Consider the following 21,810-nt stretch of genomic DNA (forward strand, 5'->3'; position numbering starts at 1 on the left):
TGGTACAGGGGATTGTCCATGGCCGAACGGGATCGTGTGTATGGCGTGACGGAGCTGGCGGCGGAGTTCGACCTCACGCCGCAGGCGTTGCGCTTTTACGAGGAAAAGGGATTGCTGGCGCCGCAACGGGCGGGAGGACGGCGGGTGTTCACCTACCGCGACCGCGCCCGGCTGATGCTGATTCTCAAATTCCGGCGACTCGGATTCTCGCTGGAGCAGATCGCCGAATATCTTGCCCATTACCGCTCCGGCCGGCCCAGCGCCGGGCAATATCGCGACGGCCTGCGCAAGATCCGCGCCCGCCTGACCGAGCTTGAGCGCATGCAGTCGGAAATCGCCGAGGTGATCGGTGAGCTGAAGGCGATGGAAGCCGATGCCGAACGGCGGCTTGCCGCCTGCCTGCCTGACGACGACCCTATGCAGACCGTGCCCACACAGAAGAGAAATGAACCGGGAGTGAAACGATGCTGCGCGGAATGATGATGAATGGCCCGCTGCTGGTGACGTCGATCCTGCGTCACGCGGCCCTATACCATGCCGACACCGAAATCGTGTCGCGCACCACCGAGGGACCGATACACCGCTACACCTATGCCGACGCCTGGGTCCGCGCCCAGAAGCTGGCCAATGCGCTGGCGGCGCTGGGGATGCAGCCGGGCGACCGCATCGGCACGCTGGCCTGGAACGGCTATCGCCATCTGGAATGCTATTACGGCATCGGCGGCTCGGGCATGGTCTGCCACACCATCAACCCGCGCCTGTTCCCGGAACAGATCGCCTACATCGTCAACCACGCCGAAGACCGGCTGCTGTTCACCGACCTCACCTTCGTGCCGCTGCTGGAGGGCATCGCCAGTGAGCTGACAGGGCTGAAGGGCATCGTCGTGATGACCGACCGGGCCAACATGCCGGCCTCCAGCCTGCCCAACCTGCTGTGCTACGAGGATCTGCTGGCCGAACAGCCCGACGGCTTCGACTGGCCGGAGTTGGACGAGAACACCGCCTGCGGCATGTGCTACACCTCCGGCACCACCGGCAATCCGAAGGGCGTGCTGTACAGCCACCGCTCCTCCTACCTGCACGCCATGGCTGCCTGCATGCCGGACGTGTTCGGACTGTCGGCGTCGGACGTGGTGCTGCCGGTGGTGCCGATGTTCCACGTCAACGCCTGGGGCGTCCCTTATGCGGCCCCGATGGTCGGGGCGAAACTGGTCTTCCCCGGTGGCAAGCTGGACGGTGCCAGCCTGTACGAGCTGTTCGAAAGCGAAAAGGTGACCAACACCGCCGGCGTGCCGACCGTGTGGCTGGCCCTGCTGAACTGGCTGGACGCCAACAAGAAGAAGCTCACGACCATGCGCCGCATCGCCATCGGCGGTTCCGCCTGTCCGCCGGTGATGATCCAGCGCTTCCAGGAGATGGGGGTGGAGGTCCTGCACGCCTGGGGCATGACGGAGACCAGCCCGCTCGGCCTCGCCAACATGCCGAAGGGCAAGCATCGCGGGCTGGACGCCGACGCGGCGCTGGCGCTCGCCTCCAAGCAGGGGCGGCCGATCTGCGGCGTGCAGTTCCGGGTGGTCGACGGCTCCGGCAACGACGTGGCGCGCGACGGCACCAGCTTCGGCCGGCTGCTGGTGCGCGGGCCCACCGTCTGCGCCGGCTATTTCGGCGTGACGGAAAGCCCCGCCCACCAGACGGTGCCGGGCTGGTTCGAAACCGGCGACGTGGTGACGATGGACGCCGACGGCTATGTCCAGATCGTCGACCGCACCAAGGACGTCATCAAGTCCGGCGGTGAATGGATCAGTTCCATCGACCTGGAGAACATCGCCGTCGGCCATCCCGGCGTGCAGGAAGCCGCCGCAGTCGCGGTTCCCGACGAGAAATGGGGCGAGCGCCCGGTGCTCGTCGTCGTCCGCAAGCCGGACTCCGCCCTGACCCGCGAGGAGCTGCTGGCGGTCTTCGACGGCAAGGTCGCGAAATGGTGCATCCCCGACGACGTCCGCTTCGTCGACAGCCTGCCCCACACCGCCACCGGCAAGCTGTTGAAGAGCGAGATCCGCCACATGCTGACCGGCCCGGACGGGGAGTGATCCAAACAAGGCCGGGGGCGGACTTTTCCGTCCCCGCTCCGCTCATTCGGCGGCGATCAATTCGGCAAGCCGCCGCCGCTGGATGTCCGCGCCGATCTCCGATGCGATGCGAGCAAGCTCGACCGACCTCGGGTCGGGGTGAAGGTCGGTGTTTCGGTCGAACCAGACCAGCACCTCCGCCAGACGCCACAGGCTGGGATTTCCGGTATAGACCGGATCGGGAAAGGCGGCTGCCACCGTCCTGATCTCACCGGCGGCATATTTCCGGATGTTCTGGCGCGAACAGCCGACGATCTCCGCCAGATCGGCGAGGTTGACCAGATCGGGGGCGATCTCGGTCAACTGCGCACCGGGAATTGCCGTCAGCACCTCGGCGATGGCGGAGCGGACCGCCATGTCGGCGGAGGCCGCCTCTCGCGTGAAGTCCAATGCGATGGAGCCGCGCCGTCCGGCACCGATGGTGGCATCATCGCAGCCGGCTTCGAACAGGGCGTCCAACCATGCCGTCGGCTCTTCCCCACCGGACGGCAGGCGGAATTTCAAGACGAACTCCCACATCTCGCACCCACTCCCTAGGACTTGCCTGTTTTAGGGCGATCCGCATAGACACAGCCATCGACTGCCCGGCGAATCTTGCGCGCCTCGTTCTCCGGCACTCGCGGTGTACTCCAAACCGAGATCTGGCAGAATTCCCCGCAACGGCAGTCGGCCTCGTTTTCCGGGCAACGAAGCAGTCCCCAGCAGTGACCATGGCCCTTCTGCCACGTCCAGCCTTGACGCTCCGCATAGAGGACGGCCTCCTCGATCTCCTTCTTCGGATGCCTGTTCCGCGTCACGCCCGTCTCCAGCACATGATTATGGGACAGACTGAATGGTTGTCAATCGACAACCGGGTTGTCTTGGAACTGCCCCTGTTCTCTCATTTCATGCCGGAGATCATCATGCAAGTGGATGGCATTCCGTTAATGCCGGAAAAGAAATCGGGCCGGACGGCATGAACCGTCCGGCCCAGTGTCCCCGCGGGAGTGGCGAGGACGACGCACCCGAGGGAGGAGCGCGCAACCAAGGTCAATCTACCGGCCGACGAAGAAGGAAACTTGTTCGTCTGCGCCACAATTCCTGCAAATTCCGGCCAACAAGGCTTTTCAGCGCTCCGACCGCACCCGCGCCACGGCGTCGCGCCAGCCGCCATAGAGGCGGTCGCGCCTGTCCTGCTCCATGCGCGGCTCGAACCGGCGCTCGCTGCGCCAGGCATCGGACACCGACTCCAACCCGTCGAACACGCCGACCCGCAGCGCCGCGAGGCAGGCGGCGCCCAGCGCCGTGGTCTCGATCACCTTCGGGCGTTCGACCGGCATGTTCAGCAGGTCGGCCAGGAACTGGCAGAGCCAGTCGTTGGCCGCCATGCCGCCGTCGATGCGCAGCGCGTTGATGGTGCCGCCCCAGTCACCGGCCATCGCCTCCATCAAATCGCGGGTCTGGTAGGCGACCGCCTCCAGCGCCGCGCGGGCGATGTGGGCGGGGCCGACATCCAGCGTCATGCCGAAGATTGCGGCGCGGGCATCCGAATCCCAATGCGGGGCGCCCAGCCCGACGAAGGCCGGGACGAAATAGACGCCGTGGCTGTCGGGCACGCGGGTCGCCATGTCGTCGGTCTGGCTGGCATGGGTGATGATGCCGATGCCGTCGCGCAGCCATTTGATGGCGGCGCCCGCCACGAAGATCGAGCCTTCCTGGGCGTAGGCGGTCTTGCCGTTCAGCCGGTAGGCGACGGTGGTCAGCAGCCGGTTCTTCGACACCACCGGCGTCTCTCCGGTGTTGATCAGCGCGAAGCAGCCGGTGCCGTAGGTCGATTTCGCCATGCCCGGCGTCAGGCAGGCCTGTCCGAAGGCCGCCGCCTGCTGGTCGCCCGCCACCCCGGCGATGGGGACCGGCCGGCCGAGCAGCTCCGGTTCGGTGGCGCCGAAATCGTCGGAGCTGTCCAGCACCCGCGGCAGCATGGCGCGCGGCACCCGGAACAGCGCCAGCAGCTCGTCGTCCCAATCCTGGGCATGGATGTCGAACAGCATGGTGCGCGAAGCGTTGGTCGCGTCGGTCGCATGCACCCGGCGCCCGGTCAGGTGATAGATCAGGAAACTGTCGATGGTGCCGAAGCACAGCTCGCCGCGTTCGGCCCGCGCGCGGGCGCCCGGCACATGGTCGAGGATCCAGGCGATCTTGGTGGCGGAGAAATAGGCGTCGATCAGCAGGCCGCTCTTGGATCGCACCAGTTCGGCATGGCCGGCGGCGACCAGATCGTGGCAGAGCGACGCGGTGCGGCGGTCCTGCCAGACGATGGCGCGGTGGATCGGCTCGCCGGTGGCGCGGTCCCACACCACGGCGGTCTCGCGCTGGTTGGTGATGCCAATGGCAGCGATGGCGGCGGCGTCGATCCCGGCCTTCTCCACCGCCTCGCGCGCCACGGCGCGGATGTCGCGCAGGATGTCGGCGGGGTCATGCTCGACCCAGCCGTCACCGGGGTAGTGCTGGGGGAACTCGCGCCGCGCCTCGGCCAGCGGAGTCCCCCTGCCATCGAACAGGATCGCCCGCGACGAGGTGGTGCCCTGGTCGATGGCGAGGATATGGCCGGCCTTGGTCATGGAAGCGTTCCCTCGTGATTTCTTGCGCTTCCTCCCTCTCCCCCCCGGGGAGAGGGTCGGGGTGAGGGGGATGCATGACGTGACTTTTCAAGGAATGCGGAGCGGCTTCAACTATCGAAAGACACGCCGCGCATCCCCCTCACCCTAACCCTCTCCCCGGGGGGGAGAGGGGATATTCAGGGACATAAAAATCGGGGCGACGGCCTGCCTCTGAAAGAATGGCCGCCGCCCCAGGGTCACCTCCGGCGCAACCAGGACGCCCGCCGGAAGGGAGAACCCGTCACCGCAGCCCGGATCAGCGGGCGCGGCCTTCCTTCCAGGCCTTCAGCAGGTCGTCGTAGGCAACGGTCTCGCCCTTCGGCTTCTCGTTGGCCAGCTTCGGCTTCGGAGCACCCTCCTTGTCGAACCAGACCTTGGCGTCCTGCGGCTTGTTCAGCTGCGGGGCGCATTCGCCGCCGATCTTGGCGCGCTCCATGCGGGCCATGACCTGCTCCATCTGGTCGGCCAGATTGTCCATCGCCTGCTGCGGGGTGCGCTCACCCGTGACCGCCTCGGCGATGTTCTGCCACCACAGCGGGGCCAGCTTCGGATAGTCCGGCACGTTGGTGCCGGTCGGCGTCCAGGCGACGCGGGCCGGGCTGCGGTAGAACTCGACCAGACCGCCCAGCTGCGGCGCGACCTTGGTCATCGCCTCGGACTGGATGTCGCTTTCGCGGATCGGCGTCAGGCCGACCAGCGTCTTCTTCAGCGACGCGGTCTTCGACACGGTGAACTGGGCATAGAGCCAGGCGGCCTTGCGGCGCTCCAGCGGCGTCGACTTCAGCAGCGTCCAGGAACCGACGTCCTGGTAGCCCAGCTTCATGCCTTCCTGCCAGTACGGGCCATGCGGCGAGGGGGCCATGCGCCACTTCGGCGAGCCGTCCTCGTTGACGACGGGCAGGCCCTTCTTGGTCATGTCGGCGGTGAAAGCGGTGTACCAGAAGATCTGCTGCGCGACCGCACCCTGGGCCGGCACCGGGCCGGCTTCGGAGAAGGTCATGCCCGAGGCTTCCGGCGGCGCGTACTTCTTCAGCCAGTCGATGTACTTTGTCAGCGAGTAGACGGCGGCCGGACCGTTGGTGGCGCCGCCGCGCTTGACCGAGGCGCCGGCCGGGCGGCAGCCCTCGACGCGAATGCCCCATTCGTCCACCGGCTTGCCGTTCGGCAGGCCCTTGTCGCCGGCACCGGCCATCGACAGCCACGCATCGGTGAAGCGCCAGCCGAGCGACGGGTCCTTCTTGCCGTAATCCATGTGGCCGTAGACGCGGACGCCGTCGATTTCCTTCACGTCGTTGGTGAAGAAGTCGGCGATGTCCTCGTAGGCCGACCAGTTCTGCGGCACGCCGAGATCATAGCCGTACTTGGCCTTGAACTTCTCCTTCAGGTCCGGACGGGCGAACCAGTCGGCGCGGAACCAGTAGAGGTTGGCGAACTGCTGGTCGGGCAGCTGGTACAGCTTGCCGTCCGGGCCGGTGGTAAAGCTGGTGCCGATGAAGTCCTTGACGTCCAGCGTCGGCAGGGTGACGTCCTTGCCCTCGCCGGCCATGAAGTCGGACAGGGCGACGGCCTGACCGTAGCGGACGTGGGTGCCGATCAGGTCGCTGTCGTTGACGTAGGCGTCATAGACGTTGCGGCCCGACTGCATCTGCGTCTGCAGCTTCTCGATGACGTCGCCTTCCTGGATCAGGTCGTGCTTCAGCTTGATGCCGGTAAGCTCGCTGAACAGCTTGGCGAGGGTCTTCGATTCGAACTCGTGCGTCGTCAGCGTCTCGGAGACGACGTTGATCTCCATGCCCTTGTACGGCTCGGCCGCCTTCACGAACCATTCCAGCTCCTTCATCTGCTCGTCCTTGGAGAGCGTGGAGGGCTGGAGTTCCTCGATGATGCGCTTGGCGACGGCTTCCTGGTCCGGCGTCATGGCGGCGGACGGGGCCGCCGAGGCCATCGCCAGCAGAACGCCGATGCCGCCGGCCATCACGGCCCCGGTCAGGCGGCGCCGCAGAGTCTGGTGCTGAAGCATGCTTCCTCCCACTTGTCGACTTGGTGTCTGGTTGACGTTTGATTGTTACGCTACCGGCGGAAACCACCGTTCTTGCCGTCCTCCCCGCAGCCCCGCGGAGGAACGGATCCCGTGAAAACCCTGTCTCTCCTCAGCCGAAGCGGATCACGAACGCGACCCACAGCAGCGAGACCGCGGAGGCGCCCCACAGCGACACGTCGGTCGCGGCGAGCCAGCCCAGATGGATGAAGGCGCTGCCCAGCAGGCCGATGAACAGGCGGTCGCCGCGGGTGGTGCGCATCGGCAGGAAGCCCTTGGCCTCCACAGTCGGCGACAGCACCTCCCACACCGTCATCCCGGCCAGCATCAGGGCGATGCAGACGAAGAAGATCGCGGTCGGCGCGGTCCACGCCATCCAACCCATATCCATGACGCGAGGCCTCCCTTAGACCCGGCCCAGGGCGAAGCCCTTGGCGATGTAGTTGCGGACGAACCAGATCACGAGCGCGCCCGGCAGGATGGTCAGCACGCCGGCGGCGGCCAGCAGGCCCCAGTCCATGCCCGACGCGCTGACGGTGCGGGTCATGGTCGCGGCGATCGGCTTGGCGTCGACCGAGGTCAGCGTGCGGGCCAGCAGCAGCTCGACCCAGCTGAACATGAAGCAGAAGAAGGCGGTGACGCCGACGCCGGCCCGGATCATCGGCAGGAACACCGTGCCGAAGAAACGCGGGAAGCTGTAGCCGTCGATGTAGGCCATCTCGTCGATCTCGCGCGGCACGCCCGACATGAAGCCTTCCAGGATCCAGACCGCCAGCGGCACGTTGAACAGGCAGTGGGCGAGTGCCACGGCCAGATGCGTGTCGAACAGGCCGACCGTCTGGTACAGCTGGAAGAAGGGCAGCAGGAACACGGCCGGCGGCGCCATCCGGTTGGTCAGCAGCCAGAAGAACACATGCTTGTCGCCGATGAAGCGGTAGCGCGAGAAGGCGTAGGCCGCCGGCAGCGCCACCGTCAGCGAGATGATGGTGTTCAGCGTGACGTAGTAGATCGAGTTGATGTAGCCACTGTACCAGCTGGGATCGGTGAAGATGGTGACGTAGTTCTGCAGCGTCGGATTCCGCGGGAACAGCGTCAGGCCCGACAGGATCTCCTCGTTCGTCTTGAAGGACATGTTGACCATCCAATAGATGGGCAGCATCAGGAAGACGATGTAGCAGACGAGAACGATCGTCCTGTTCGACACCCTGGCGGAGGAGCGGCGGACATTGGCCGGAGCGGCCAGCGAGCCGGGAGCGAGAACCGCAGCCTTGCTCATTTCTTCTCTCCCGATCCGGAGTTGGTGATGACGGTGTAGAAGATGAAGCTGAACAGCAGCACGATCAGGAAGTAGACGATGGAGAAGGCCGCGGCCTTGCCGATGTCGAACTGCCCCACCGCCATCTGCGTCAGATACTGGCTGAGGAAGGTGGTGGAGTTGCCGGGGCCGCCGCCGGTCAGAACGAACGGCTCGGTGTAGATCATGAAGCTGTCCATGAAGCGCAGCAGCACCGCGATGATCAGGACGCCGCGCATCTTCGGCAGCTGGATGTAGCGGAACACCGCCCATTTCGACGCGCCGTCGATCTTGGCCGCCTGATAGAAGGCCGGCGGGATCGACTGCAGCCCGGCATAGCACAGCAGCGCGACCAGACTGGTCCAGTGCCAGACATCCATGACCAGCACGGTCAGCCAGGCATCCAGCGAATTGTTGGTGTAGTTGTAATCGACGCCGATGGCGCGGAAGGTGGCGCCCAGCAGGCCGATGTCGCCGCGGCCGAAGATCTGCCAGATGGTGCCGACCACGTTGAACGGGATCAGCAGCGGCAGGGCCAGCAGCACCAGCGTCAGCGACGTCTTAGCGCTGCGACCGCCGGGCATGCCAAGAGCGATCAGGATGCCCAAGGGAATCTCGATCGCCAGCACCGCCAGCGAATAGATGATCTGACGGACCAGCGCGTCGTGCAGCCGTTCGTCGGTCAGCACCGCCTCGAACCATTCGGTGCCGACGAAGAAGGTCTGGCCGGGGCCGAAGATCTCCTGCACCGAATAATTGACCACCGTCATCAGCGGGATCACAGCGCTGAAGGCGACGATCAGAAAGACCGGGATGATCAGGAACCAAGCCCGGTTGTCTTGGACCTTATCCATGGCTTGCGCCTCCGACCAGATGGCTGTCGCGGTAGAGCTTGGTCCACCGGGTGGGGAAACGGATGGCGGCGTCGAGCGCCGGGATTTCCTGTTCCTCGCTCAGCCGCGCCTTCAGCGTGTGGTTGCCCATCCGCACCGTCGCCAGCTTGGAGGTGCCGAGATCGTCGACGCCGGTGACCTGCACCGGGATCGATCCGGCGCTGCCGCTGCGGGTCAGCTCCAGGAATTCCGGACGGATGCCCAGCTCGAACTTGCCTCCCACGGCGGGAACGGCGCGGTCGGGCAGCGGGATGGCGATTCCGTCGACCAGCGCATGGTCGTTGCCCAGCGTGCAGGGCATCAGGTTGATGCCGGGACTGCCGATGAAATAGCCGACGAAGGTGTGCTCCGGATTCTCGAACAGCTCCTGCGGGGTGCCGAGCTGGACCATGGCACCCTCGTACATCACCGCGACCTTGTCGGCGAAGGTCAGCGCCTCCACCTGGTCGTGGGTCACGTAGATCATGGTCAGGCGGTATTCCTCGTGGATCTGGCGCAGCTTGCGCCGCAGGATCCACTTGGTGTGCGGGTCGATGACGGTCAGCGGCTCGTCGAACAGGATGGCCGCCACGTCGGAGCGCACAAGGCCCCGGCCCATCGAGATCTTCTGCTTGGCGTCCGGCGTCAGCCGCTGGGCGCGCTTCTTCAGATCGTCGGTCAGGTCCAGCGCCTCGGCCACCTGCCGCACGCGGCGGTCGACATCCGCGGCCGGAACCTTGCGGTTGCGCAGGGGGAAGGCGAGATTCTCGTACACCGTCATGGTGTCATATATCACCGGGAACTGGAACACCTGGGCGATGTTGCGCTCTTCCGGGGTGCAGCGGGTGACGTCCAGCCCGTCGAACAGCACCCGCCCTTCGCTGGGGACCAGCAGACCGGAGATGATGTTCAGCAGCGTGGACTTGCCGCAGCCCGACGGCCCCAGCAACGCATAGGCCTTGCCGTCCTCCCACTCCTGCGACAGGCGGCGGAGCGCGTAATCCTCCGGCTTGGTCGGGTGCGGGTGATAGGAGTGGCCGAGATTGTCGAATTGGATGGTCGCCATCGCTCCCGCCCCCCTTAAGCGATGTTGCGCAGCGCGCCGCGCCGCCAGTTGGGTGCCGCCACCAGTTGCCCGGCGGTGGAAAAGACGAAGATGCGGTCGGGATCGGCATAGACCTGGATGTCGCTGCCGATGGGATGGCTGTGGACACCCTCTTCCCGCGCGATCAGCGTGGTGTCGCCGTGGCGCAAATGGACGAAGGTCTCCGACCCGCTGATCTCCGACAGGGCGACCCGGCCCTTGATCGGCACCAGCCGCTCGCTCCGCCGCAGCACCGTCAGGTGGTTGGCGCGGATGCCGACCCGGCAGGGGCCGGCCGGCAGGTTGCGGTCATGGGCCGACAGCGGCAGGCTGGTGCCGTCGGACAGGGCGACGCGGTCGTTGGTCAGGATCGCGTCCATCACGTTCATCGGCGGGTCGCTGAACACCTGCGCGCAGGCCAGCGAGGTCGGGGTGTGGAAGACATCCGCCGTAGGCCCGCTCTGCAGCATCCGCCCCTCGTGCAGGACCGTGACATTGCCGCCGAGGACCAGCGCCTCCTGCGGTTCGGTGGTGGCGTAGACCACCGTGGTCTTGCCGTCCGCAAAGATGTCGCGCAGTTCGGCGCGCAGTTCCTCGCGCAGCTTGTAGTCGAGGTTGACCAGCGGCTCGTCGAGCAGAAGCAGGCCGGCCCCCTTCACCAGCGCGCGGGCGATGGCACAGCGCTGCTGCTGGCCGCCCGACAGTTCGGCCGGCAGGCGCTCCAGATAGGGTTCGATCCGCAGCATGGCCGCGGTGCGCCGCACCTGGGCGTCGATCTCCGCCTTGTCCTTGCCCTGGCGGCGCAGCGGCGAGGCGATGTTCTCGTAGACGGTCATCGCCGGGTAGTTGATGAACTGCTGATAGACCATCGCCACGTCGCGATGGCGCACCGAGGCGCCGGTGACGTCCTTGCCGTTTTCCAGCACGCGCCCGGCGGTCGGCTTGTCCAGCCCGGCCATCAGCCGCATCAGCGTCGTCTTGCCGGCCAGCGTCCGCCCCAGCAGGACGTTGAAGCTGCCGGCTTGCAACTCCAGCGATAGGGGGTGGAGATGCTGCTCGGCGCCGACGCGCTTGGCCACGCCTTCCAGTGTGAGTGTCACCGCATTCCTCCCATCGACCGCAGGCCGGCGGTATCACCGCCCATGTCCCTGTTGGCCGTAGCTTCGCGGCGCCGGTCGAACCAGCCGCCGATGGCCTCCCGGATCGCAGTGTCCAGGTGCAGCCCAAGTTTTGACCGCCGCCACAGGAAATCGTCGCCGGTCATGGCGAACTCCTCCCGCGCGGCATAGTCGAGTTCGGCCTCATGGACGCCGCCCCCGAAATCGATACCGAGATCACCCAGCCCCCTGGCGTCGCCCAGCAGCCGCTCCACCCGCGTGCCGTAGGCCCGCGCCAGCCGCAGGGCCAGCGCATCGGGCAGCCAGGGCCGGTTGCGCTTCAGACCGGCCAGGAAGCCGGCGAAGTCGGCGTCGGCGATGTCGCCGCCGGGAAGCGGCACGGCGGCCGTCCAGGTGGCGCCGCCCTTGCCGAGCGCCTTGCCCAGCTTCTCCGTCGCCTCCTCCGCCAGCCGGCGGAAGGTGGTGATCTTGCCGCCGAAGATCGACAGCATCGGCGCCTCGCCGGCCGGCTCGTCCATCTCCAGCACATAGTCGCGGGTGACGGCCGAGGCGTTGCCGCTGGCGTCGTCGAACAGCGGCCGGACGCCGCTGTAGGTCCACACCACGTCGCTTTCGCGCACCGGCTTGGCGAAATAGCGCGATACCGCCCGGCACATGTAGGCGACTTCGTCCGGGCTGATCGCAACCGCGCCGGGATCGCCCGAATAATCGAGGTCGGTGGTGCCGATCAGGGTGAAGTCGCGCTCATACGGAATGGCGAAGACGATGCGGCGGTCGTCGTTCTGGAAGATGTAGGCGTGGTCGCCCTCATACATCTTCGGCACGACGATGTGGCTGCCTTTGACCAGACGCACCGACTTGTCGACGGTGACGCCTGTGCGCTTGGCGATCATCTCGCGCACCCAGGGGCCGGCGGCATTGACCAGGGCGCGGGCGCGGACGGTGCGCGTCGCTCCCGTGGTCACATCGACCAGCGACGCTTCCCACAGCCCGTTGCGCCGCTCGGCCTTCTCGCAGCGGGTGCGGGTCAGGATTTCCGCCCCGCGCGCCTGCGCGTCCATCGCGTTCAGCACGACCAGCCGGCTGTCCTCGACCCAGCAGTCCGAATATTCGAACGCCTTGGTGAAGCCGCCCGCCAGCGGCTTTCCCGCCGGGGCGCTGGTCAGGTCGACGCCGTGCGAGCCCGGCAGCAGCTTGCGCTTTCCCAGATGATCGTAAAGGAAAAGGCCGATGCGCACCATCCAGGCCGGGCGCATGCTGCTGTCGTGCGGCAGGACGAAGCGCAACGGCCAGATGATGTGCGGAGCGGCGCGCAACAGCACCTCGCGCTCCTGCAGGGCTTCGCGCACCAGACGGAATTCGTAATATTCGAGATAGCGCAGGCCGCCATGGATCAGCTTGGTGCTGGCCGACGAGGTGGCGCCCGCAAGGTCGCCCTGTTCGCACAGCACCACCGACATCCCGCGCCCGACCGCATCGCGGGCGATGCCCGCGCCATTCACGCCGCCGCCGACGATCAGCAGATCGGTGACCGTCTTATCGGTCTCGCCGAGCCGGCCGTCCGTTCCTGCAGGGCTCGCGTTTGCCATTGGGTTCCTCTCCGTACCGCGCCGGTTCCTTGCGAACCCGGCCGCTTTCGTTTCGGAACATAGAATGTTCGTTCGCGTTTGAAAAGGAAAATGTTTGTTCAGCGGACCATGTTTTCGAGGCTACGCCGGATCGCACCTCTTTCCTATCGGAAATATGGCCGATCCGGCTTGCCTTGCGCGGAAGCGCTCAAGCGGCGCGGATGCCGCCCAGCAGGCGGTCGATATCGTCGCTCAGGCTTTCGGAGCGTTGCGAAAGCGCGCGGGTGGCATCCACCACCTGGGCGGCGGCGCTGCCGGTGCGGTTCACCGCGTCGTCCACCGACACCACGGTATCGGCGATGCTCTGCACCGCGTCGGAGGCATGGTTGATGCTGCGCGCGATCTCGTCGGTGGCGGCGGACTGTTCCTCGACCGCGGCGGCGACCATGGCGGTGATCTCGTCGATGCGGCTGATGGTGCGGCCGATGTCGTCGATGGCGGCCACGGCCCCCTGCGCCGTGCTGCGCACCGCCTGGACCTGCTGGGCGATCTCCTCCGTCGCCTTGGCGGTCTGGCCGGCGAGGCTGCGCACCTCCTCCGCCACCACGGCGAAGCCGCGCCCCGCTTCGCCCGCCCGCGCCGCCTCGATGGTGGCGTTCAGCGCCAGCAGGTTGGTCTGGCCGGCGATGGCATTGATCATGCCGACCACGTCGCCGATCTTCTGTGCCGCGGTGGCCAGCGCCCCCATCAGCTCGTTGGTGCTCCGCGCCTCCTCCACCGCGCTGCGGGCGATCTGGCTGGAATCGCCGACCCGCCGGGTGATCTCGCCGATGGAGGCGGAGAGCTGGCTGGCGGTGGCCGCCACCGTCTGCACGTTGGTTGCGGTGTCGGCGACGGCGGAGCGCACGTCGGTCATGCGGCGGCAGGTCTGCTCGGCGGTGGCGGACATGTCCTCCGACGCCTCGCGCATGTCGGCAGAGGCGGCAGCGATGTGGCGCGAGGCCTCCTTCACGCTGGCCTCGATGCTGGCGGTGATGGTCTGGATGGTGCGCGACCGCTCGGCATCGGCGGCCCGCTTCATCGCGTCCTGTTCCTCCTGCAGGCGGGCGATCTCCGCACTCTTGTCGCGGAAGACGCCGACGATCCCCGCCATCTCCGCGATCTCGTCGCGCCCGCGGACCCGGGCGTCGGCCGTCAGGTCTCCGGCCGCGACCGCCCGCATGGCGTCGATCACCCGCAGCAGCCGGCGGGTCAGCCGGTTGCGGACATAGAACCAGGCGATCAGCAGGCTCGACAGCACGACGACGGCCGCCGCGCCGCCCTGAACGGCGACAGCCCCGGCAATCGCGCTTTCGGTTTGGGTCACGTCGGCGTCGGTGCGCTCCTGCTGGTGGGCGACCACGGCGTCGATGGTGCCGTTCAGTTCCGTGGTCAGCCGCACCGTCTCGGCGAGCGCGCTTTCGATGTCGGCGGTGATGCGCGCCTGATCGTCGCGCAGGCGGAAGACGCTGCCGGCGCCGCTGCCGAAGGCGGCCAGCCCGTCACGCGCCTTGACCAGCGACGGGCGGTCGGGGCTGTCCTTCGGGTAGGCCTCGATGGCGTTGTCGACGCGCAGCAGCGCCCAATTGTACTTCGACCGGATGTTGTTCAGCGTCGCGCCATAGGGCACGCTGGACGCGGCGGCGATCATGCCGAAGGCGAGGTTGCCGTTGGCCTGCACGTTCATCAACTGGGTGATGACCGGCAGTTCCTCCTGCGCCAGCCGGCGGCCCAGCCCGGTGGCGGCATCGACCGTCTGCGCCGCCGCCAGATCGCCCACAACATTGTTGACCGACAGCGTCGACACCTCCAGCAGCGGCGCCACCAGATCGGTGAAGTCCTCGTGCGCCATCACCGCGTCGGCCATCAGCGTGTTGAGCTTCTCCTCCAGGTCCAGGCGTTCGGCGGTGCGCTTGCCCAGCGTGTCGAGCGCCGACGCCATGTTCTCCGCCAGCCCGGCAACCGCGTCGGCATCCGCTGCCATTCCTCCGCCGGCCTGCCCGCCTGACTGGTTGCGCATCGCCGCGATGCGGTCGCGCAAGATCACCAGCCGCTTGGTCAAGCCGTCCATCCGTTCCGTCAGTTCCGCTGCGTCTCGCGAGGCCGCCACCGCCGGCGCATCGGCCGCGATCGCCGTGCTGTCCTTGGCCAGATTGAGCGAGCGGACGATGGCCGGCACGCTGCTGCGGCCGATCTGGCCCATGGATTGCCCGGTCTCGGTCAGCGACCACCATGCCATGACGCTGGCGAAAGCGGCGAGCATCGCCACCCCGCCGAAGGCCAGGAACAGCCGCCCCTGAATGCCGAGCTGAATGCCCCGCCGCTTCCCCGCCGGCGTCAGTTGCGTCATGTTCCTCTCCTATACGTTATGTTTTTGTCAGCAGTCTTGAGCGTTCGGCATCGAGACAAATTTGAAGGATGGCACCGCCGGCCGTCGGTCGCGGCAAACCCTGATCGGGCGCAAGTCGGAACCGCATGCATCCTCTCTTACCATGCGCGTTCATTTTCGTAAAGAAACATGCTTGTGTTGCGAACAATATCCATCGTACATATTGCCGTACGGGGCCGTAGGTTCGTCAGGACCCCGGCCAGCCTCGGTTGTAACCGCCGCCCAGCAGCCGTTTTCGCTTTGACCCATTTCGCGCATCTGATTCACTGACGCCCCACCCGACCGGAGACAGCCCACCGATGGATGCGCGCCTGGACGCCGAACGCCGCCAGCAGGAAATCGTGGCCCTGGTCCATGCCAAGGGCATGGTGCAGATCCAATGGCTGGCCGAGCATTTCGACGTGACGCCGCAGACCATCCGCCGCGACATCGAGCATCTGGCCGGACAGTCCGCCGTCCGCCGGTTCCGCGGCGGCGTTACCGTGCCATCCAGCGTGGAAAACATCGCCTATTCCACCCGCCAGACCCTGATGGCGGAGGAAAAGCGCCGCATCGCCGAGATGGTCGCCCGCCATGTGCCGGAGGACGCCTCGCTGTTCCTCAACATCGGCACGACGACGGAGGCGGTGGCCCAGGCCCTGCTCGGCCACAAGCGGCTGCGGGTGCTGACCAACAACCTGAACGTCGCCACCATCCTGCACAAGAACACCAACTTCGCGCTCTCCATCGCCGGCGGTCTGGTGCGCGAGCGCGACGGCGGCATCATCGGCGAGGCGACGGTGGAGTTCATCCGCCGCTACAAGGTCGACATCGGCATCATCGGCATCAGCGGCATCGACAGCGAAGGCGACCTGCTGGATTACGACGAGCAGGAGGTCCGCGTCGCCCGCGCCATCATCGAAAGCTCGCGCCGGGTCTTCCTGGTCACCGACCACACCAAGTTCGGCCGCAACGCCATGATCCGCATGGCCGACGTCAGCGTGCTCGACGCGCTCTTCACCGACCGCCTGCCGCCGCCGGAGTTGATGGAGGTGCTGGGCAACGCCGACTGTCAGGTCCATGTCGCCGACGGCAGCGAGGCGGCGAACGGCGACGGGGAGGATGCGGAGGACTGAGGGGATACCCTCCGTTTCGAAGAAACAGCTTCAAACGCGGCACCCCCACCCGCGGCCCCGATGTCGCTTGCCGAAGCGGGGCATCGCCTCCACTCTGTGATGTTGGGCCTTGTGAACGCGGTTGGCGTGAAAGCGGCTGGCCCGGCAAACAGATAGCAGCAGGTGTGCGGTGATCATCGAAAGCGACCTCAAGCTCGACTTCAAGGATGTGCTGATCCGGCCGAAACGCAGCACGCTGCAGAGCCGCAACGACGTGGACGTCAACCGGACCTTCACCTTCCTACACACCCAGCGAGACTGGACCGGCTTCCCGCTGATCGCCGCCAACATGGACGTCACCGGCAGCATGGGCATGGCCCGCGCGCTGTCGCGCTTCGGCGCCATGACCGCCCTGCACAAGCACTACAAGGCGGACGAGCTGGTCGCCTTCTTCCAGGCGGAGGCGGAATCCGCCGTCCAGTCGAACGTCTTCTATTCGATGGGCATCGCCGACGCCGACCATGACAAGTTCCAGGCGGTGAAGGCCAACGCGCCGGTGGGGAAGATCTGCCTGGACGTCGCCAACGGCTATACCGAGCGCTTCGTCGAGGTCATCGCCCGCCTGCGCGAGGAGAACCCGGACACCGTCATCATGGCCGGCAATGTCGTCACCGGCGACATGACGGAGGCGCTGCTGCTGGCCGGCGCCGACATCGTCAAGGTCGGCATCGGGCCGGGGTCGGTCTGCACCACCCGCAAGATGACCGGCGTCGGCTATCCCCAACTGTCGGCCATCATCGAATGCGCCGATGCAGCGCATGGGCTGAAGGGGCAGGTCTGCGGCGACGGCGGCTGCACCGTGCCGGGCGACATCTCCAAGGCCTACGGCGCCGGCGCCGACTTCGTCATGCTCGGCGGCATGCTGGCCGGACATGACGAGTGCGAGGGCGAAATCCGCTACGAGGACCGCGACGGCAACCGCGTGCCGGTTGCCATGACCTTCTACGGCATGTCGTCGGACACCGCGATGCACAAATACTCCGGCGGCGTCGCCTCCTACCGCGCCTCGGAAGGCAAGACGGTGGAGATCCCCTACCGCGGCCCGGTGGAGAACACGATGCAGGAGATCATGGGCGGCGTGCGCAGCATGATGACCTACATCGGCGCCACCCGGCTGAAGGAGGTGCCGAAACGCACCACCTTCGTCCGCGTCGGCGCTCAGTTGAACACCGTGTTCGGGGGGTAAACCGACCTGGGCGCCCCGCCCAGAACTCCGGCGGTTTTCCTGCATCCGATTCTTGTCTCTTGGACCCGTTCCGTTCTACTGCTTGGGTGAACGGCGAATCGGATCTTTGCGGGAACGAGAGTGGTTATGGACGGGGTGCCCGGCGGCGGAGCGGACGTGATCCGCGCCCAGTTGCCGACCCTGCCGGACACGCCCGGCGTCTATCGGATGCTGGCGGCCGACGGGTCGGTCCTTTATGTCGGCAAGGCGAAGAACCTGAAGCGCCGGGTGGCCAGCTACACCCGGACCGACGGGCTGCCCAACCGCACCCGGCGGATGGTGTCGTTGACCCGCGCCATGGAGTTCGTCACCACCCACACCGAGGCCGAGGCGCTGCTGCTGGAAGCGAACCTGATCCGCAGCCTGCTGCCGCCCTTCAACATCCTGGTGAAGGACGACCGCTCCTTCTCCTACATCGTCATCGGGAAAGGGCATGATTTCCCCCGCCTGATGCAGCATCGCGGCAGCGCCGAGCGGCGCGGCACGTCCGGCAAGGGCAACCGCAGGGACTCCGACCTGTTCGGCCCCTACGCCTCGCCGCATCTGGTCGGCATGACCATCGCCGCCCTGCAACGCGCCTTCCTGCTGCGCAGTTGCGACGACGGTGTCTTCGCCTCGCGCACCCGCCCCTGCCTGCAGCACCAGATCAAGCGCTGCTCCGCCCCCTGCGTCGGCCGTGTCAGCGAGGAGGAGTATGCCGATCAGGTCCAGGGGGTGCGCGACGTGCTGTCCGGCCGCAGCGCCGAAGTGCAGGCGGAGTTCGCCCGCCACATGCTCGACAGTTCCGACCGGCTGGAGTACGAGGACGCCGCCCGCTGGCGCGACCGCATCCGTGCACTGACCGCGCTGCAGAGCCGCCAGGACATCAATCTGGAAGACACGCTGGGCGACGCCGACGTGCTGGCCCTGCACCAGGAGGGTGGCGCGGCCTGCGTCCAGGCCTTCTTCTTCCGCGGCGGCCGCAACCAGGGCACCCGCGCCTTCTTCCCCCGCATCGACGCGGAAGAGGAGCCGGGCGACATCCTCGCCGCCTTCGCCGCCCAGCTTTATGCCGACACCCCGCCGCCGGCCCTGCTGCTGCTGAGCGACCCGGTCAAGTCACCGGACCTGCTGGCCGACGCGCTGAGCCTGTCCGCCGGTCACCGCGTCGCCGTGGAATGCCCCAAGCGCGGGCCGAAGCGCCGCGCCGTCGAGCATGCGCAGACCAATGCCCGCGACGCTCTCGGCCGCCGTCTGGCCGAGCGTTCCACCCAGGCGACGCTGCTGGAGGGGGTGGCGCGCGTCTTCGGCCTGCCCGCCGCCCCGCGCCGCATCGAGATCTACGACACCTCGCACATCCAGGGCTCCTTCCCGGTCGGCGCCATGGTGGTGGCCGGGCCGGAGGGGTTCCAGCGCAACGCCTACCGCCGCTTCTACATCCGCGATCCGGAGGCCGCCGGCGACGATTACGCCATGCTGCGCGAGACCTTTACCCGCCGCTTTCACCGTAGCAGCAAATCAGACCCCGATTCTGCCCAGTGGCCCGACCTCGTCCTGATCGACGGCGGGCTGGGGCAGTTGAACGCGGTGAAGGACGAGCTGGCGATGTTGCAGATCACCGATATCCCCCTGGTCGCCATCGCCAAGGGCCCCGACCGCAATGCCGGACGCGAGCGCTTCTTCCGCCCCGGCCAGCCGCCGCTGACGCTGGCTCCCAACGATCCGGTGCTGCATTTCCTGCAAAGGCTGCGCGACGAGGCCCACCGCACCGCCATCGACAGCCACCGCGCCCGCCGCATGAAGGCGATGTCGCACACCCGCATCGACGGCATTCCCGGCATCGGCCCCGCCCGCAAGAAGGCCCTGCTCCACCATTTCGGCAGCGCCACCGCCGTCGCCGCCGCCGGGCTGAAGGACCTGGAGGCCGCCCCCGGCATCAGCGAAGCCATTGCGCGGAAGCTCTACGAACACTTCCACGGATAGGGGGTTACGGCACCGTCTTCCCGGTGAATGGGTTCCAGCCGATCGCCGCCAGCGCCGCCCAGGCTGTCGCGCCCAGATGGGGGCGGCGGTAATAGAGGAAGTCGTCGGTCTTGCTGTCCGGCCCGATGGCAAGGCCGGTGGACAGCACCTGCGGCCGGGTGGCGTAGAGATAACCGCCGGGGCTGATCTCCTTCAGCAGTTCGCCGAACAGCCGGTCGGCATCGCCGCGGCGGCCGACGGCGCGGTAGGCCAGCGCCGCCTGCGCCGTGCCCTCCACCCACATGCCGTCGCGGTCGTCGTTGAAATCGAAACCGCCATCGGCACCATGGGCGCGCTCCGCGTAGGACAGGGCGGCCCGCCAAGCCTCCGGCGCCTGCGGCAGGAGAAGCGGCCAGAGCTGGGCATCGAGGCCGGAGGTGGAGGTGCTGACCGTCACCCCGTCCGGTGTGGTGCCGATGGGGAAATGGTCGCCGCCCGCCGCCCACATTTTGTCCAGAAAGTCGCGCGCCTCTTTCTCCGACCCGGCAAAATCGCCGCCAAGCCAGCCGAACAGTGCGACCAGATCGGTGTTGTGCTCGGTCGATTTCCAGGTCAGCGGCTGTGGCGCGTCGTCGAAGCCCTGCAAACCGCCGTTGAAGCCGCCGGGGCCGCGCGGGTCGCGGGTGTGCTCGACCACCCAGCGCGCCAGTTCCGCCGCTCCGTCGCGGAATCGCGTCTCGCCGGTCGCATCGGCCAGAGTCAGCAGGGCCAGCCCGGCCCAGGCGACGTTGCCGGTGGCGGTGCCGACCTGATAGGGATCCTCGCCCCAATGGTTGCCGACGGCATCCCACCAGCCGTTCGGCGGGATTGGCCGCTGGTTCTGCGCGCCGGCCCGGTAGGTGTTGCGCAGCCGCCCTTTCCAGCCGGCACGGTCGAGCGACACGGCATCGAGCAGCGCCTCGCCGATGCGCAAGGCCTTGTCGCGCTGGCCGCAGGCGGTCAGCGCCATGATCGCCAGCGCGTTGTCGTAGGTGAAGGCGGCGTTGGACAGCGCCGGCTCCGAGGTCGGACCCGGCGCGTATGAATTGTCGTAGCTGCGCAGGAACAGCGGCCCACGCCCGGACACCGCATCGACCCGCGACGCGAGCGTGCCGCAGGTCTTCTGCGCCAGTTCCTTCGCCGGCGGGACGGGTGCAGAGGAAGCGGGGGCGGACATGAGGACGGAAACCCCAAGTGCGACTGCCGCCAATGCAGCTCGGCCGAATCGCAAGCTCCGCCGGGAGAGCATTCGCTTGACGCTGACACGCTTGGACATCGACACCGCCGGCCGGTTTCAGAAAGCCCCAGATATGGCCCCTTCACCCGCCGACGGCAACCGAACGGGATGGCGTAGCCGTCCTTACAGAGGCGCCAGACCAGCCATGATGTGCTTCTTGCGGTCGTCATAGGCGCTGCCCAACTCAGCCGCGCGGTCGTCGTCGAGGACGTCCTTGGCCTCTTCGAAAAGTTCCTCTTCCTCTTCGTCGAGATGGTGGCGGACGAGTTCGCCCAGCACCTGCAGCTTTTCCTTCCAGCCGCTGTCGGTGGTCTTCATCGCGTTCAGTTCGTCCAGCAGGCCGTTGATGAGGTGATGCTCGTTCAGCCCCTCGACGGTTTCCGACTTCGCCTCCTTGGCCTTCTTCAGCGAGGCGTAGAAGACACCTTCCTCCACCTTCGAATGGGCCCACAGCTCGCGCTGCAGTTCCTCGAACACGGCGCGACCGCTGCCGTTGGCCTTCTCGGTCTTGTCCAGAAGGCCGCGGATGGTGTCGTGGTCCGATTTGATGCGGGCGAAAATGTCGGTCTGGCTGGCGGTGGACTTTTTGGCCATCGTCGGGGTCCTTGGCAATTGTCGGAAGGCGACTGCCGGACGGCAATCGCCAAATGCTTGCCAGTAGAACCCCGCCGCGGCCGGACTGTTCCCCCGCCTTCGGCTGCGCCCTCAGCCCTGCGGATGGGTGTCGACGAATTCCCGCAGGGTGTGCATCAGCTCCACCGCGTGGCCGACCTGACCGTGGGCGCAGGCCTCCGCGATGTCGTCGGCGATGATATGGGCGATGCGGTTGGCACCGCCGGGGCAGTGGGCAAGGCAATGGCCCATCTCCACCGCCACCATTTCCGGCAGATGCTCGTGTTCGGCGATCGCGTCGACCTCCGCTTCGGTGAGATCGCTCAGAGCGATGCAGTCCTTGATCGTCAACATGGCGCGTTCCTCCCAGGAACGGCCGGGCTGCAAATACCGTCGCCGCACGGGATCCCCGACGCAACATACGTCAGGGAA

General features: G+C 67.0%; 19 protein-coding genes. 6 read left to right on the forward strand and 13 right to left on the reverse strand.

Annotated features, from left to right (window positions below; all coding sequences use genetic code 11):
- Positions 1-18 precede the first annotated feature (18 nt).
- Entirely contained in the window at positions 19-480 is a 462-nt protein-coding gene (locus PWS46_RS26285) for a MerR family transcriptional regulator (protein ID WP_434624874.1), read from the forward strand.
- The gene (locus tag PWS46_RS26290; protein WP_434624876.1) at positions 465-2,090 is read left to right on the forward strand and encodes a 3-(methylthio)propionyl-CoA ligase; all 1,626 of its coding nucleotides are present in this window, start codon (positions 465-467) and stop codon (positions 2,088-2,090) included. Before PWS46_RS26285 ends, PWS46_RS26290 begins: the two co-directional genes overlap by 16 nt.
- Positions 2,091-2,132: 42 nt before the next feature.
- Here the strand turns inward: PWS46_RS26290 and PWS46_RS26295 are convergent, their stop codons facing one another.
- Entirely contained in the window at positions 2,133-2,648 is a 516-nt protein-coding gene (locus PWS46_RS26295; RefSeq protein WP_434624877.1) for a hypothetical protein, read from the reverse strand.
- 191 nt (positions 2,649-2,839) lie between these two features.
- On the opposite strand from PWS46_RS26295, the gene PWS46_RS26300 reads away from it, so the two are divergent.
- Entirely contained in the window at positions 2,840-3,088 is a 249-nt protein-coding gene (locus tag PWS46_RS26300; RefSeq protein ID WP_434624878.1) for a hypothetical protein, read from the forward strand.
- Between the two features lie 147 nt (positions 3,089-3,235).
- Here the strand turns inward: PWS46_RS26300 and glpK are convergent, their stop codons facing one another.
- From glpK to PWS46_RS26345, 9 genes are all read right to left on the reverse strand, one after another.
- Positions 3,236-4,729: a glycerol kinase GlpK gene (gene glpK / locus PWS46_RS26305; RefSeq protein WP_434624879.1), complete on the reverse strand. Its 1,494-nt coding sequence runs from the start codon at positions 4,727-4,729 to the stop codon at positions 3,236-3,238.
- Between the two features lie 295 nt (positions 4,730-5,024).
- Complete coding sequence (locus PWS46_RS26310; protein WP_434624881.1) at positions 5,025-6,788, reverse strand: ABC transporter substrate-binding protein; 1,764 nt, start codon at positions 6,786-6,788, stop codon at positions 5,025-5,027.
- 130 nt (positions 6,789-6,918) lie between these two features.
- The gene (locus tag PWS46_RS26315) at positions 6,919-7,197 is read right to left on the reverse strand and encodes a DUF2160 domain-containing protein (RefSeq protein ID WP_244560968.1); all 279 of its coding nucleotides are present in this window, start codon (positions 7,195-7,197) and stop codon (positions 6,919-6,921) included.
- Between the two features lie 15 nt (positions 7,198-7,212).
- Positions 7,213-8,082: a carbohydrate ABC transporter permease gene (locus tag PWS46_RS26320; RefSeq protein WP_434624883.1), complete on the reverse strand. Its 870-nt coding sequence runs from the start codon at positions 8,080-8,082 to the stop codon at positions 7,213-7,215.
- The gene (locus PWS46_RS26325; protein WP_085091113.1) at positions 8,079-8,954 is read right to left on the reverse strand and encodes a carbohydrate ABC transporter permease; all 876 of its coding nucleotides are present in this window, start codon (positions 8,952-8,954) and stop codon (positions 8,079-8,081) included. The genes PWS46_RS26320 and PWS46_RS26325 overlap by 4 nt, the downstream gene beginning before the upstream one ends.
- Complete coding sequence (locus tag PWS46_RS26330; protein ID WP_434624887.1) at positions 8,947-10,038, reverse strand: ABC transporter ATP-binding protein; 1,092 nt, start codon at positions 10,036-10,038, stop codon at positions 8,947-8,949. The genes PWS46_RS26325 and PWS46_RS26330 overlap by 8 nt, the downstream gene beginning before the upstream one ends.
- Positions 10,039-10,052: 14 nt before the next feature.
- Positions 10,053-11,156 carry an ABC transporter ATP-binding protein gene (locus PWS46_RS26335; protein WP_434624890.1) on the reverse strand — a complete coding sequence of 368 codons (1,104 nt, stop codon included), beginning with the start codon at positions 11,154-11,156 and terminating at the stop codon, positions 10,053-10,055.
- On the reverse strand, positions 11,153-12,763 hold the full coding sequence (gene glpD, locus PWS46_RS26340; protein WP_434624892.1) for a glycerol-3-phosphate dehydrogenase: 1,611 nt from the start codon (positions 12,761-12,763) through the stop codon (positions 11,153-11,155). The genes PWS46_RS26335 and glpD overlap by 4 nt, the downstream gene beginning before the upstream one ends.
- 187 nt (positions 12,764-12,950) lie before the next feature.
- Complete coding sequence (locus tag PWS46_RS26345; protein WP_434624894.1) at positions 12,951-15,131, reverse strand: methyl-accepting chemotaxis protein; 2,181 nt, start codon at positions 15,129-15,131, stop codon at positions 12,951-12,953.
- A 338-nt stretch (positions 15,132-15,469) separates the two neighbouring features.
- On the opposite strand from PWS46_RS26345, the gene PWS46_RS26350 reads away from it, so the two are divergent.
- From PWS46_RS26350 to uvrC, 3 genes are all read left to right on the forward strand, one after another.
- Positions 15,470-16,285 (forward strand): DeoR family transcriptional regulator, encoded by an 816-nt coding sequence (locus PWS46_RS26350; RefSeq protein WP_434624896.1) that lies wholly within the window; start codon positions 15,470-15,472, stop codon positions 16,283-16,285.
- 169 nt (positions 16,286-16,454) lie between these two features.
- On the forward strand, positions 16,455-17,510 hold the full coding sequence (locus PWS46_RS26355; protein WP_434624898.1) for a GMP reductase: 1,056 nt from the start codon (positions 16,455-16,457) through the stop codon (positions 17,508-17,510).
- 126 nt (positions 17,511-17,636) lie between these two features.
- A complete protein-coding gene (uvrC, locus tag PWS46_RS26360) occupies positions 17,637-19,511 on the forward strand; it encodes an excinuclease ABC subunit UvrC (protein WP_434624900.1) in 1,875 nt (624 codons plus the stop codon).
- A gap of 4 nt (positions 19,512-19,515) precedes the next feature.
- On the opposite strand, the gene PWS46_RS26365 is transcribed toward uvrC, so the two are convergent.
- From PWS46_RS26365 to PWS46_RS26375, 3 genes are all read right to left on the reverse strand, one after another.
- Complete coding sequence (locus PWS46_RS26365; RefSeq protein WP_434624902.1) at positions 19,516-20,706, reverse strand: hypothetical protein; 1,191 nt, start codon at positions 20,704-20,706, stop codon at positions 19,516-19,518.
- A gap of 183 nt (positions 20,707-20,889) precedes the next feature.
- A complete protein-coding gene (locus tag PWS46_RS26370) occupies positions 20,890-21,360 on the reverse strand; it encodes a hemerythrin domain-containing protein (protein ID WP_434624904.1) in 471 nt (156 codons plus the stop codon).
- Between the two features lie 111 nt (positions 21,361-21,471).
- Complete coding sequence (locus PWS46_RS26375; protein WP_295829315.1) at positions 21,472-21,732, reverse strand: hypothetical protein; 261 nt, start codon at positions 21,730-21,732, stop codon at positions 21,472-21,474.
- Positions 21,733-21,810 lie beyond the last annotated feature (78 nt).

Source organism: Azospirillum sp. B2RO_4, from assembly GCF_051124815.1.
Lineage (GTDB): Bacteria > Pseudomonadota > Alphaproteobacteria > Azospirillales > Azospirillaceae > Azospirillum.